Here is a 13,609-nt window from a genome sequence, read left to right as displayed (position 1 = left end):
GTGGCGACAGCGGCAAATGCGGCGCCGTCCATTTCGGTGGACCGCCAATTCGATTTCCGGGACGCGGACTTTTCCCGCGTCCGCAAGATGATTCACGAGCGCGCCGGCATTTCGCTGGGCGCGCACAAACGCGAGATGGTCTACAGCCGCCTGGCCAGGCGGCTGCGCGCCTTGGGGCGGCAGGATTTCGCCAGCTACCTGGACCAGCTGGAGCGCCAGCCCGACGCGCCGGAGTGGGAAGACTTCATCAATGCGCTGACCACCAACCTGACGGCCTTCTTCCGCGAATCGCATCACTTCCCGATCCTGGCCGATTTCGCGCGCAGCCGCGGCGGCCCGGTATCGATCTGGTGCTGCGCGGCCTCGACCGGAGAGGAACCGTATTCCATCGCCATCACATTGGCCGAAGCGCTGGGTCCGCGCGCCTCGTCGTCCACGGTGCTGGCCACGGACATCGACACCAATGTGCTCAACCGGGCCCGCGCCGCGGTCTATCCGGCCGAGCGTGTGGCGAAGATGGAGGAGTCGCGGCTCAAGCGCTTTTTCCTGAAAGGGCGCGGCGCCAATGCCGGCCAGGTGCGGGTGCGGCCCGAGATCGCGGACATGGTGCGCTACGACACCTTGAACCTGCTGGCGCCGTCCTGGCCCATCAACGAGAAGTTCGACGCCATCTTCTGTCGCAACGTGATGATCTATTTCGACAAACCGACCCAGGCCAGGATCCTGGAGCGGTTCGTTCCCTTGCTCAAGCCGGGCGGCCTGCTGTTCGCGGGCCATTCGGAAAACTTCACCTACATCAGCCAGGATTTCCGCCTGCGCGGTCAGACGGTCTATGAATGCGGGGGCCGGGCCTAGGCCCGCCCAGGCGGCAAAAAATGCAGAAAATCAGAGTCTTGTGTGTGGACGATTCCGCGCTGGTGCGCGGCCTGATGACGGAGATCATCAACAGCCAGCCGGACATGGAGGTCGTCGCGACCGCGCCCGATCCGCTGGTGGCGCGCGAGCTGATCAAGCGCCACAACCCGGATGTGCTGACGCTGGACGTCGAAATGCCGCGCATGGACGGGCTGGACTTCCTTGAAAAGCTGATGCGCCTGCGGCCCATGCCGGTGGTGATGGTGTCGTCCCTGACCGAGCGCGGCGGCGAAATCACGCTGCGCGCGCTGGAACTGGGCGCCATCGACTTCGTCACCAAGCCCAAGCTGGGCATCCGCGACGGCCTGCTCGAATACACCGAGATCATCGCCGACAAGATCCGCGCCGCCTCGCGCGCCAAGCTGCGCGCGCCGGCGCCGCACGCACCCGCGGCCGCGCCGGCCCCGGCGCTGCGCCGCCCGCTCTCCAGCTCGGAAAAACTGGTGATCGTGGGCGCGTCCACGGGCGGCACCGAAGCGATCCGCGAGGTGCTCCAGCCCCTGCCGCCGGACAGCCCGGCGATCCTGATCACGCAGCACATGCCGGCCGGCTTCACGCGGTCCTTCGCCCAGCGCCTGGACGCGCTGTGCGCGGTGACGGTGCGCGAAGCCGTGCATGGCGAACGGGTCCTGCCCGGCCACGTCTATCTGGCCCCGGGCGGCGACACGCACATGCGGCTGGGCCGCAGCGGCGCCAACTACGTCATCGAACTGGACGCCAGCGAACCCGTCAACCGCCACCGCCCGTCGGTGGACGTGTTGTTCAATTCGGCCGCGGTGGCGGCGGGCAAGAACGCCATCGGCGTCATCCTGACCGGCATGGGCAAGGACGGCGCCGCGGGCATGCTCGCCATGCGCCGCGCCGGCGCCCACACCATCGCGCAGGACGAAGCCAGCTGCGTGGTGTTCGGCATGCCCCGCGAAGCCATCGCCATCGGCGCGGCCGAAGAGGTGGTTTCGCTTTCCGCGATGAGTGAGCGCATTCTGACTCGCCTGGGAGACCGCGGCCACCGCGTTTGACGCGGGGTTTCGCGATCGTTCCCAAGCACATTTCTTTTGGAGTAGGAAGATGGTAGACAAGGGCATAAAGATTCTGGTGGTGGATGACTTCCCCACCATGCGGCGGATCATCCGCAACCTGCTCAAGGAGCTGGGTTTCGAGAATGTGGATGAAGCCGAGGACGGCGCCATCGGGCTGGAGAAGCTGCGCAACGGCGGCTTCCAGTTCGTGGTGTCGGACTGGAACATGCCCAACCTCGACGGCCTGGAAATGCTCAAGCAGATCCGCGCCGACGCCGCGCTGGCCACGCTGCCGGTGCTGATGGTGACGGCCGAGGCCAAGAAGGAAAACATCGTCGCGGCGGCTCAGGCCGGCGCCAACGGATACGTGGTCAAGCCCTTCACGGCGGCAACGCTGGAAGAGAAGCTCACGAAGATCTTCGAGAAAATCGCAGGCTGAGGTGCGGCATGAGCACGACGGAAAATGTTGATCCGGCGGAATCCCCAGATCTGATCCACCGCATCGCCTCGCTCACGCGCATGCTGCGCGACAGCATGCGCGAACTGGGCCTGGACCAGGCGATCAAGGACGCGGCCAACGCGATCCCCGACGCGCGCGATCGCCTGCGCTATGTGGCGCAGATGACCGAGCAGGCCGCCAACCGCGTGCTGAACGCGACCGAGGCGGCCGGCCCGATCCAGGACGGCATGTCGCGTTCGGCGCAGTCGCTGGACAGCCGCTGGCAGCAGTGGTTCGACCAGCCTCTGGAAATGCCCGAGGCCCGCGAGCTGGTCAAGGACACCCGCGCGTTCCTGCAGGATGTGCCCAAGCAGACGCAGGAGACCCAGTCCAAGCTGATGGAAATCATCATGGCGCAGGACTTCCAGGATCTTACCGGCCAGGTCATCATGCGCATGATGGACGTGGTGGGCGCGATCGAGCGCGAGCTGCTGCAGGTGCTGCTGGACAACGTGCCGCAGGAGCGGCGCGACGAGGCCAACAGCCTGCTCAATGGTCCGCAGGTCAGTCCGCAGGGCAAGGCCGACGTGGTCACCAGCCAGGATCAGGTCGACGACCTGCTGGCCAGCCTGGGTTTCTAGGCGGCCGCGGGGGGGCCACGCCGGCGGCGCCTGCCATCGCCCGCATGGATGATTTCCCTTAAATGCGGGCGCCAGGGCGGGTGATAGACTCTCGGCCATAAGAACCAGAATCAGGGCCATGCAGCGAGAGACAGGACGCGCGCCTGCGCGTCCAGGCAACGGATCTCCACAGAAGACGATCCGGGCCGGCACTAGGAGAGTATCTTGGCCAGATCCATATTCCGCCTGGGCGGCATCTGGGGCTTGTTGCGCCGCCTGAACCGGGGCGAGGCCGTGCTGTCGGAGCGCGCGCTGTCGCTCAGTCCGGCCGCATGGCCGCTGTATCGTTTCCTGGGTTCGATGCGCCAGCGCATCGCCACCGTCCGCCAATCCAGCATCGAGATCGCGCTCAACGCCGCGCGCACCCAGTTCCAGGCCGGACGCTGTTCGGCGCTGGCGCAGGAGCAGGCGCGCGCCGCCGGGGCGCTGGCCGCCAGCGGCGCGCAGATCGCCGGCCTGTCGGCGTCCACGTCCACGCACGCGCGCGAGATCGCCGAGGTGTCCGGACAGAACCTGCAGGCGGCCGAGCGGGCGCTGGCCGAGCTGTCCGAGGTCAAGGAACGGGTCGACCGCATGAATCGCGAAATGTCCGCCTTCACCGAGGTGGTGGGGCAGCTGACCGTGCGCGCGCGCTCGGTGGGCGACATCAGCAAGCTGATCAAGGACATCGCCTTGCAGACCCAGTTGCTGGCGCTGAACGCCGGGGTCGAGGCCGCCAGGGCGGGCGACGCGGGCAGGGGCTTCGCCGTGGTCGCCAGCGAGGTCGGCCGCCTGGCCGAGCGCGTCAACGCGGCCACCAGCGACATCGGCAGGCACACCGGCGAAATGCTGGAGCTGGTCGATTCCACCGGCCGCCAGACCGACACGCTGCGCGCCGACGTCGAGGCCTCGGGCGAGGTGCTGACGCGCACCAGCGCCGATTTCGACCGCTTCGTGCATGATTTCGAGGGCATGAACCGGCAGGTGGGCGAAGTGGTGCAGGCGATCGGCGAGGTCGACGCCACCAACCACGGCATGAGCGAGGAGGTCAGCCGCATCGCGGCGCTGGCCGCCGACGTGCTCGAACGCGTCGGCAGCATGTCAGGCGAGATCGACCGCATTCGGCGCCAGACCGAGAGCGTGCAGGAAGTGCTGGCCGCCACGCGCACCGGCGACACGGCCTTCGACCTGCTTTCCGAGGCGCTGGACGCCTTCCGCGAGCAGGCCGCGCGCCTGCTGGAAGGCGCGCGCAAGCGCGGGCTGGACGTGTTCGATCGCCACTACCAGCGCATCGCGCAGAGCGATCCTCCGCGCTACCACACGGTCTACGACCAAGGCATCGACGAGGCGCTGACGCGGCTGCTGGACAGCGTGCTGGAAGCCATTCCGGGCGGCAGCTACGCGCTGCTGGTCGACGCGCGCGGCTACGCGCCGGCGCACAACAGCCGTTATTCGCACGCGCCCACGGGCGATCCGAAGGTGGACATCGCGCGCGCGCGCCACAAGCGCATCTTCGATGACCCGGTGGGCCAGCGGCTGGCGGCCAACACCGCCGGACAACTGTTCCAGACCTATTCGCGCGATACCGGCGAGATCGTCAATGACATCTCCGTCCCTGTTTATTTGGGGCCGGAGCACTGGGGCGCGGTGCGGATCGGGCTGGACTATGCCCGCTTCCAGGCGGCGACGGAGCAGGGCGCCCGGGCCGGCGCCCATCCCCTGACCGCCGCCGGCTGAACGGCGCCGGCGGGGTCGGCCGGGACGCCGTCGGACCCGGCCCGGCGGCGCATTGCGGAATAGCGCCGCTTTCCCCCCGTTTCTTGGCTTATCGCGAAAAGGCCAGGCCTCCTAGAATCTCGGCGGGCAGCTCGTAACCGGAAAATCCACGGGCGCCGACACCACCGCAGAGCATGGCCGACGAAAGCGACCTCGAGAAAACCGAAGCCGCCTCTCCCAGGCGCCTGGAAAAGGCGCGCGAGGAGGGGCAGATCGCGCGTTCCCGGGAACTGGGCACGTTTATGATGCTGGCCGCCGGCGTCGCGGCGATCTGGCTGGGCGGCGGCTCGCTGTACCGGGGCCTGAGCGGGGTGCTGCGCAACGGCCTGGCCTTCGACCAGCGCGTGCCGCTGGATCCGGGCGTGATGGTGGAACAGGCCGTGCAGGGCTTCGGCCAGGCGCTGATGACCCTGCTGCCGATCTTCGGCCTGCTGGCCGTGATCGCGGTGCTGTCCAGCGTGGTGCTGGGCGGGATCGTGATCTCGGGCAAGCCGCTGCAACCCAATCTGTCCAAGCTCAGCCCGCTCGCCGGCCTCAAGCGCATGTTCTCCTCGCAGACGGTGGTCGAGCTGGTCAAGGCGCTGGCCAAGGCCCTGCTGGTGGGCGGCGTGGCGGTCTGGGTGATCTGGCGCTACCACGACGACATGCTGGGCCTCATGCACGTGGCGCCCTCGGCGGCGCTGACGCGCGCGCTGACCATCGTCGCCGTCTGCTGCGCGCTGATCGTGGCCTCGCTGGCGGTGATCGTCGCGTTGGACGTGCCCTGGCAGATCTGGAGCCACCTGAAGAAGCTGCGCATGTCCAAGGAAGACGTGCGCCAGGAACACAAGGAAAGCGAGGGCGACCCGCACGTCAAGGCGCGCATCCGCCAGCAGCAGCGCCAGGCCGCGCGCCGCCGCATGATGGCCGACGTGCCCAAGGCGGACGTGGTGGTGACCAACCCCACGCACTATGCCGTGGCGCTGCGGTACGACGAATCGAAGAGCGGCGCGCCGCGCGTGCTGGCCAAGGGCACCGGCCTGATCGCGGCCAAGATCCGCGAGCTGGCGGCCGAACACAAGATTCCCACATTGGAAGCGCCGCCGCTGGCGCGCGCATTGCATCAACACGTCGAGCTGGGACAGGAAATCCCGGCCGAGCTGTATACCGCGGTGGCCGAAGTGCTGGCGTGGGTGTTCCAGTTGCGCTCGTGGCGCGCTGGCTGGGGGACCGAGCCGACCGCGCCGTCCCGCCTGCCTGTGCCGGCCGCACTGGACCCGCAAGCCAAGACCGCAGCTCAAGGAGTCTAAGGAATGAGCGCTCTGCTCTCCATGCTGAAGAACAATGGCGCCGCGCACGCGCGGATCCTGGCCGGCCCCATCCTGATCGTGATGGTGCTGGGCATGATGGTGTTGCCGCTGCCCACTTTCCTGCTCGACCTGCTGTTCACCTTCAACATCGCGCTGTCGGTGATGATCCTGCTGGTGGCCATGTTCACGCGCAAGCCGCTGGACTTCGCCGCCTTCCCGGCGGTGCTGCTGTTCGCGACGCTGCTGCGGCTGTCGCTGAACGTGGCCTCGACCCGCGTGGTGCTGCTGCACGGCCATACCGGCCCCGACGCGGCGGGCAAGGTGATCGAGGCTTTCGGTCACTTCCTGGTGGGCGGCAACTTCGCGGTCGGGATCATCCTGTTCGTGATCCTGACCATCATCAACTTCATCGTCATCACCAAGGGCGCGGGCCGTATCGCCGAAGTCGGCGCGCGCTTCACCCTGGACGCCATGCCCGGCAAGCAGATGGCGATCGACGCCGATCTGAACGCCGGCCTGATCGGCGAGGACGAGGCCCGCAAGCGGCGCGCCGAGGTGTCGCAGGAATCGGACTTCTTCGGTTCCATGGACGGCGCCAGCAAGTTCGTGCGCGGCGACGCCATCGCCGGCCTGCTGATCATGGCCATCAACATCATCGGCGGCCTGATCGTGGGCGTGGCCCAGCACGACATGTCGATGAGCGATTCGGCCCGCGTCTACACGCTGCTGACGATCGGCGACGGCCTGGTGGCCCAGATCCCGGCGCTGGTGATCTCGACCGCTGCTGGCGTGGTGGTGTCGCGCGTGTCCACGGACCAGGACATCGGCCAGCAGATGATCAGCCAGCTGTTCTCCAACCCCAGCGTGATGTTCCTGACCGCGGGCATCATCGGCATCATGGGGCTGATCCCGAACATGCCGCACATCGCCTTCCTGACGCTGGCAGGTGGCCTGGCGTGGGGCGGCTGGGCGCTGAACAAGCGCCGCAAGGCCGCCGAGGAAGCCGCGCGCGAGGTGCCGCCGCAGGCGGTGTCGCAGGCGCAGGCCGCGGCCGCCGAGGCCAGTTGGGACGACGTGTCCATGGTGGACCAGCTGGGGCTGGAGGTGGGCTACCGGCTGATTCCGCTGGTCGACCACGCGCAGAACGGCGAGCTGCTGCACCGCATCCGCAGCCTGCGCAAGAAATTTGCCCAGGACGTGGGCTTCCTGCCGCCCGTGGTCCATATCCGCGACAACCTCGAACTCAAGCCCAACGACTACCGCATCTTGCTGTCTGGCGTGGAAGTGGGCCATGGCGTGGCCATGCCCGGCCAATGGCTGGCGATCGACCCGGGCGGCGTGACCATGCAGATCAAGGGCACGCCCACCACCGACCCGGCCTTCGGCCTGCCGGCGCTGTGGATCGACGGCGCCCTTCGCGACCAGGCGCAGGTGGCCGGCTACACGGTGGTGGATGCCGGCACGGTCGTGGCCACCCACCTGAACCACCTGATGCACCGCCACGGCTCCAGCCTGCTCGGCCGCCAGGAGGTGCAGCAGCTGCTCGAGCGCATCGGCCGCGACTCGCCCAAGCTGGTCGAGGACCTGGTGCCCAAGACGCTGTCGCTCACGGCGCTGCAGAAGGTGCTGCAGGGCCTGCTGGCGGAAGAAGTGCCGATCCGCGACATGCGCACCATCATCGATACGCTGTCCGAGCATGGCCCGCGCCTTGCCGCGCTGGCGGCCGCCACCGGTGGCCAGCCCGACATCCAGGAACTGATCGCGCTGACCCGCCGCTCGCTGGGTCGCGCCATCACGCAGCAATGGTTCCCCGGCGAGGGCGAGCTGCGCGTGATCGGCCTGGACGTCAAGCTGGAACGGGTGCTGGCGCAGGCGCTGACCACCAGCGGCGGCCTGGAGCCGGGCCTGGCCGACACCTTGCTGCGCGAGACGCATGCGGCGCTGGAGCGCCAGGAGTCGCAAGGCAACGCGCCGGTGCTGCTGGTGTCGCCGGTCCTGCGCGCGCCTTTGTCGCGCTTCCTGCGGCACCACCTGCCGCAGCTGGGCGTTTTGTCGAATACGGAAATACCGGATGAGCGCATGGTCCGCGTGACGGCGCTCATCGGCGGAGGTAACGGGGCATGAAGATAAGCCGTTTTTTCGGGCTGAACAGCCGTGACGTGATGCGCCAGGTGCGCCAGGTGCTGGGGCCGGACGCGCTGATCGTGTCGAACCGCAGCGTCGACGGCGGCATCGAGGTGCTGGCGACCGTGGACGGCGCCTTCGACGAGGCCGCCGGACAGGCGCAGCAGCCGCCGCAACAGCACGCGTCGCAACAGGCGCCTCAACCGGCCACGCATCACGCGCCCTATCAGGAGCAGACGCCCGCCGTCATGCCGCCGACGGCCTATCCGGCGCCGTCGCGCCCGATCGCCGCCTACCAGTCGGCCTATGCCGCGTCGGCACTGCCGGAAGACGAGGACGAGGCGGGCATGATGCCGGCGTCCGCGCCCGCCGCGCCGGTGCGCGTGGAAGTTCCGCCGCTGCCGTCCGCCGCGCCGGTGCGGATGGAGATGCCGCCCTTGGCGCCAGCCGCGCCGGTGCGCATGGAAATGCCGCCATTGCAGGCGGCGCCCCAGGCCCGCGCGCCCGCCATGCCCGCGGCGCCGCCAGTGGCGCCTCAAGGCTACGCGCGGCCTCCGGTGCCGCCGCAGCAGCAGCCCATGCCGCAGCAACACGCCGCGCCGCAGCCGCCGGCGACGCCGCCCGCGTATCGGGCCGCGCCGCAAGCCTACGCACAACCGGCCGCGCAACCCGCGGCCAGGCCGCCGGTCGCGCCCGCTGCGCCGGCCGCGCCCATGCACGCGGCTCAGCCCGCGCCGCAACCGCCCGCCGCACCGATGCCGCAGGCTCCCCGGCCGCCCGCCGCGCCCATGGCGCGCATGCCCGATGCGCCGATGCCGCAGGGACTGGCGTTGCCGCCGGGGACCTTGCCCGCCGACACGGCCGCCGGCCTGCAGAATGCGATCAGCGCCTTGCGCGGCGCGCTGGAAAGCCGCATGGACGGCCTGCTCTGGGGCGGCCGCCAGGGGCCCGGCCGCGAGCCGGCCGGCGCGGCGCTGTTCCGTAGTCTGTTGGACGCGGGTTTCAGCACCAAGCTGGTCCGCACGCTGGTCGAGCGCATGCCCGAGGGGCTGGACGCCGACGCCGCGCTGGCCTGGGCGCGCAACGAACTGGTCACGCACCTGCCGGTGCTGGGCTCGGAGGATACGTTCCTGAGCGGAGGCGTGTATGCGCTGGTCGGTCCCACCGGCGTGGGCAAGACCACCACCCTGGCGAAGCTGGCCGCGCGCTGCGTCGCGCGCGAGGGCCGCGACCAGGTCGCCATGCTGACGACGGACAATTTCCGGATCGGCGCGCTGGAGCAGTTGCAGATCTACGGCCGCCTCATGGGCGTGCCCACGCATTCGGTGCGCGACGCCGGCGAGCTGCGTCGCCTGCTGGCCGAGCTGGGCAGCCGCAAGATCGTGCTGATCGACACCACCGGCATCAGCCAGCGCGATCGACACGTGGCCGAGCAGGCCGCGATGCTGTGCGACGCCGGCAAGACGGTGCGCCGCCTGCTGGTGCTCAACGCCGCCAGCCAGGGCGACACGCTGGACGAGGTGGCGCACGCCTACCGCAATGGCGTGGGCGAGGACGTGGCCGGCTGCATCATCACCAAGCTGGACGAAGCCTCGCGCCTGGGCGCGGCGCTGGACACGGCCATCCGCCACCGTCTGCCGATCCATTACATGTCGGTCGGCCAGAAGGTGCCCGAGCACCTGGAGCTGGCGCGCCCCGACGCGTTGATCGATCGCGCCTTCGCCATGGTGGAGCGCGCTCGCGCGCTCTACACACCGAGCGAGGCGGACCTGGCGTCGCTGTGGTCCTCGGCCAAGGAAACGCCGGCCGTCGACCCGGCGCGGCGTCGGCAGTTGCTGGCCTCGGCCATCCTGCGGCCGCAGGGCGGGGCCGCGGCGGTGGAGGCGGCGCAGAATTTGGACGATACGCTGAACTGGCTGGACAGCGATCTGGCCTGCGCCCGGGCGCGCGCGTCCTGGCGCGAGTATGTCAGCGACGGCGCGGGTTCCAGCCTGTCGGCCCTGGCCGACGAGCCGCTGGCGATGGCGCGGCGCGAATTCTCCGCCGTCTGCGGGCGGCATCTGCTGGTGATGCACGGCAAGGTCGGCATGAAGGGCGACAACCTGCCGGGAGGCACGCTGCTGGGTTCCATGCTGATGAGCGATCGGGGCGCCGCGCTGGCTGCGCCGGCGCAGCAGCTGGCGCTGGCCCACGGCATGCTGTCCTCGTTCGCGCCGGGCGCGGCCGCGCAGCCGGATCCGGCCGCGGCGCTGGAGGCGCGCGTGCGCTGGCTGGGCGGGCAGCTGGGCCAGGTGCCGCTGGTGCACATGCTGGAGGCGGGCACCTCGGCGCTCTGGTCGGCGCTCACGGAACAGGGTGTGTCCTGGGTGGCTCGCAGTCCGGGCGGCCTGCGCGTGATCCAGGACGAGTGTCCGACCAATCTGAATGCCGTGGGCAAGAGTGTGGGCTATCTGCCGGTCGGGCAGCCCGGCGACATGCCGGGCCTGCGTCCGGTGGCCGGCGGCCGCGCGGCGCCGCTGGCGCTCTGGGCCTCGGGCACCGAGATCGGGTTGCCGGGCCGGGCCGGCGAATCTGCGATGCGACTGGTGTGCGCGCGCTTGATCGATACGGTCAGCGGCGAGGTGGCGGCGCAGTTCTTCGGCCTGACCAATCTGCCGGCTTCGCAGGCCGATGCCGGCACGGTCGCGCGGTGGCTGGTGCTGCAGGACGAGGCCAAGGCCGGTTTCCGCTACATGGCCAATGCCTGGCAGGCCTTGCCGGCCGTCGATGGCGCTCATGCGCTGGCGCGCCAGGCCTTGATGGCCGGCCAATTGGCCGCCGCCTGCTGGCAGTTGGCGCATTCGCCGGCGGCGGAGGTGGTCAGGGGGCCCTTGTCGGGCGTGGCGGGCGTGGATCGCGTCAAGCTGACCGGCCGCATGCTGCCGGTGGCGCTCCTGAAGATGTACGCGATGCTGGAGATGGCCGACGGCGGCTGAGGCGCGCCGTTGGCAATGAGGCAGGGAAAAAGGAAGGGGTGCGTCGCTCCCGGCGTTCAGCCGGCGACGATGGGTTTGCGGCCCGGGGCGCTGCGCGTGCCGCGGCCCTGGGCGTCGTAGGTCGAGGTGCTGGCCGGCCCGCCGCCCAGTCCGCGCAGCGCGTCCAGCGACTGCTGGGTATAGCGCAGGTGCACGTCGATCAGGGCGCCATTGCGCAGATTGATTTCATTGGCGGACTCCGACTTGCTCAGCAGGGCCTGCCATACGCCCGCCAGTTGCGGGTGCTGCGCGGCGGCCTGCTCGGTGCCGGCATGGCCTGCGGGCAGGCCGATCTCGGCCAGCAAGGCATCGCGCGTCTGGCTCAATTCCACCAGTTTGTGGGCGATGCCGCTCTTGCGCTCGGTGATGTCATGCAGCGCGTCGATGTCTCCAGGACCCACCAGCACCTCGGTTTCAGCCTCCAGGATGGCGGCGAACTCGGTGATCAATGCGTCTTCCTGCTTCATGCAGGCTTGCAGGGATTCGACGGTGCTCATGATGTCAGGATGGCGGACGTGAAGAGAGAGGCTATTTCAGCAGGTCGCGGGCGCTGGCGATCAGGCTGTCGGCGATGCGGCCTGTGTCGATCTTCAGCTGTCCCGACGCGATGGCGGCGCGAATGGAGGCCACGCGTTCGACGTTGATGTCATTCGATCCTTCCTGCAGCGCGAGCAGCTTGCGCGACGCCGAGCTGAGCGCGACTTGCGAGCTGCTGGCGCTGCCGCCGGCAACGGCGCCGTAGGCCTGCGCGGCCGCGGATTCGGGGCGGGCGCCGACGGCGTCGGCCGAAATGGGCCGGTTGGTGGTCGAGTTGATTTTCAAGATGATCTCCGCAGGGCGTCCCGGGTCGATTCGCGACGGTTCCGCCTACTCATGCCTCTGTAACGACAGGGCCGGAAGGAACTTTAGGGTAGCCGGCCCGCCGGCGCAACGCGATATGTAACATTCCCTGCAATCCTTGCCTACAAGTGCATTTCAACCAGCCCGGCATTGCGGACCACGCCGCTGACCACCTGCCCGCTGGGCATCCGCACCTGCACGGTGGCGCCCGGCGCGGCGTTGTCCAGCGCCTGGCCTTCGCTGCTGACCATGAAACCCTTGCCGACGGCGTTGATCCGGACGTTGCTGCCGCGCACCACGGACTGGGCGTTGCGCAGGGCGGCGCCCTTGATCGGCTGGCCGGCGGTGATCCGATAGGCCGCCGTCATGCCGGCCACCGTGTCCGGGTCGGTGATCGCGCCCGGGGGCAGGGCGACCAGGTCGCCGTCGCGCGGCGCCAGGTCGGCCGGGGTCAATGCCTGGCCGGCCGCGATGGTGCGCGAGGCGACGTAGTATTGGCCCGGCACGCTGACGCTGGCCTGGACATAGGCGGTCCAGGCTTTGGGCGCGGTGCAGCGGATGCCCACGGTCATCCGGGAGCGCGGCTTCATGCCGGACGGCAAAAACGGGGACATGACATCGCAAGGCGTCAGGCGCTCGTTGCGGGGCGGGTCGATGGTGATGGACGGCTGGCCGGGCAGGGCCGAGAGCTGCTCCCGCAGATACGACAGCGCGGTTGCCGCGATCGCCTCGGGCGCCTGGAAGGCCGCTTCCTGTGCCTGGACCACGGCCATGGACCCCGGCAGCAGCAGGCCGAGGGTGAGCGCATGGGCGGCGAGGCGGGAGCGAGTCGTCATGGGCACATTGTAGAGGCGGGCCTCGCCGGGCAATACGTGAATTGCGTGAGAAATGGCGGGTTATTTGGCTGATTGTGGCGGCCAGCCCGACCCTATGATGCCGTCATCCAATGGGATAGAGGCCCGTGCCTCGTCCCTGGCTGTTTTCAGATCCGTACCGCCACGCACTCCACAAGGCACTCCGATGCTAGACAGGCTCAACGAGGATTTCCGCTTCTTCCAGCAATCGCTGTCGCTGCGCGCGCAGCGACAGGAAGTGCTGTCCTCCAACATCGCCAACGCCGATACGCCGAACTACAAGGCGCGCGACTTCGACTTCCGCACGGCGATGCAGACCGCCATGGAAGGCAGCAAGCGCCTGGCCGACACCTCGCTGACGCTGACCTCGGCCCGTCACATTCCGGCCAAGGCTGTCTCGCAGGGTCCGACCGACCTGCTGTACCGGCTGCCTTATCAGCCCAGCATGGACGGCAACACCGTGGAAATGGACGTGGAGCGCGTGCAGTTCGCCGACAACACCTTGCATTACCAGAGCAGCATGCAGATTCTGTCCAGCCGCATCAAGGGCATGATGGCCGCCATTCAAGACTAGGGGTGAAGCCCATCCCCGAAGCGCTGCGCGCTTCCCCCTCCAGGGGGCGCCACGGCGGACCGGCAAAGCCGGCTCTACGGATGACGCCCACCCCCGAAGCGCTTCG

Annotated in this window: 12 protein-coding genes; 9 read left to right on the top strand and 3 right to left on the bottom strand. The window is 69.1% G+C overall.

All coding sequences use genetic code 11. The annotated features are described in order from the left end of the window. The 8 genes from AC6LJ5_RS17770 to flhF all read left to right on the top strand — a co-directional run bounded on the left by AC6LJ5_RS17770 (position 1) and on the right by flhF (position 11,196). On the top strand, positions 1 to 855 hold the full coding sequence (locus AC6LJ5_RS17770; protein WP_199770846.1) for a CheR family methyltransferase: 855 nt from the start codon (positions 1 to 3) through the stop codon (positions 853 to 855). A gap of 20 nt (positions 856 to 875) precedes the next feature. Beyond that, the gene (locus AC6LJ5_RS17765; RefSeq protein ID WP_103274012.1) at positions 876 to 1,934 is read left to right on the top strand and encodes a protein-glutamate methylesterase/protein-glutamine glutaminase; all 1,059 of its coding nucleotides are present in this window, start codon (positions 876 to 878) and stop codon (positions 1,932 to 1,934) included. A gap of 49 nt (positions 1,935 to 1,983) precedes the next feature. Further along, positions 1,984 to 2,373 (top strand): chemotaxis response regulator CheY, encoded by a 390-nt coding sequence (gene cheY / locus AC6LJ5_RS17760; protein WP_103274013.1) that lies wholly within the window; start codon positions 1,984 to 1,986, stop codon positions 2,371 to 2,373. An 8-nt stretch (positions 2,374 to 2,381) separates the two neighbouring features. Further along, positions 2,382 to 3,014: a protein phosphatase CheZ gene (gene cheZ / locus AC6LJ5_RS17755; RefSeq protein ID WP_103274014.1), complete on the top strand. Its 633-nt coding sequence runs from the start codon at positions 2,382 to 2,384 to the stop codon at positions 3,012 to 3,014. A gap of 204 nt (positions 3,015 to 3,218) precedes the next feature. Beyond that, positions 3,219 to 4,769 carry a methyl-accepting chemotaxis protein gene (locus tag AC6LJ5_RS17750; protein ID WP_498141162.1) on the top strand — a complete coding sequence of 517 codons (1,551 nt, stop codon included), beginning with the start codon at positions 3,219 to 3,221 and terminating at the stop codon, positions 4,767 to 4,769. A gap of 173 nt (positions 4,770 to 4,942) precedes the next feature. Then, entirely contained in the window at positions 4,943 to 6,097 is a 1,155-nt protein-coding gene (flhB, locus tag AC6LJ5_RS17745; protein WP_498141161.1) for a flagellar biosynthesis protein FlhB, read from the top strand. A gap of 3 nt (positions 6,098 to 6,100) precedes the next feature. Continuing rightward, positions 6,101 to 8,221, top strand: coding sequence for a flagellar biosynthesis protein FlhA (gene flhA, locus AC6LJ5_RS17740; RefSeq protein ID WP_103274016.1), 2,121 nt, complete (start codon positions 6,101 to 6,103; stop codon positions 8,219 to 8,221). Beyond that, positions 8,218 to 11,196: a flagellar biosynthesis GTPase FlhF gene (gene flhF, locus AC6LJ5_RS17735; RefSeq protein WP_498141160.1), complete on the top strand. Its 2,979-nt coding sequence runs from the start codon at positions 8,218 to 8,220 to the stop codon at positions 11,194 to 11,196. The genes flhA and flhF overlap by 4 nt, the downstream gene beginning before the upstream one ends. A gap of 56 nt (positions 11,197 to 11,252) precedes the next feature. Here flhF and AC6LJ5_RS17730 read toward each other — a convergent pair whose 3' ends face one another. The 3 genes from AC6LJ5_RS17730 to flgA form a co-directional block, all read right to left on the bottom strand. Continuing rightward, positions 11,253 to 11,732, bottom strand: a complete 480-nt coding sequence (locus AC6LJ5_RS17730; protein WP_103274018.1) for a flagella synthesis protein FlgN — start codon at positions 11,730 to 11,732, stop codon at positions 11,253 to 11,255. Positions 11,733 to 11,763: 31 nt separating this feature from the next. Next, positions 11,764 to 12,057, bottom strand: coding sequence for a flagellar biosynthesis anti-sigma factor FlgM (gene flgM, locus AC6LJ5_RS17725; protein WP_103274019.1), 294 nt, complete (start codon positions 12,055 to 12,057; stop codon positions 11,764 to 11,766). 140 nt (positions 12,058 to 12,197) lie between these two features. Further along, complete coding sequence (gene flgA, locus AC6LJ5_RS17720; RefSeq protein ID WP_498141159.1) at positions 12,198 to 12,911, bottom strand: flagellar basal body P-ring formation chaperone FlgA; 714 nt, start codon at positions 12,909 to 12,911, stop codon at positions 12,198 to 12,200. Positions 12,912 to 13,095: 184 nt separating this feature from the next. Here flgA and flgB point away from each other — a divergent pair, with 184 nt between their 5' ends. Then, the gene (gene flgB, locus AC6LJ5_RS17715; protein ID WP_103274020.1) at positions 13,096 to 13,503 is read left to right on the top strand and encodes a flagellar basal body rod protein FlgB; all 408 of its coding nucleotides are present in this window, start codon (positions 13,096 to 13,098) and stop codon (positions 13,501 to 13,503) included. Positions 13,504 to 13,609 lie beyond the last annotated feature (106 nt).

This window comes from Achromobacter sp. 1011791174, from assembly GCF_059760925.1.
This window is presented reverse-complemented; position numbering and strand designations above follow the sequence as displayed.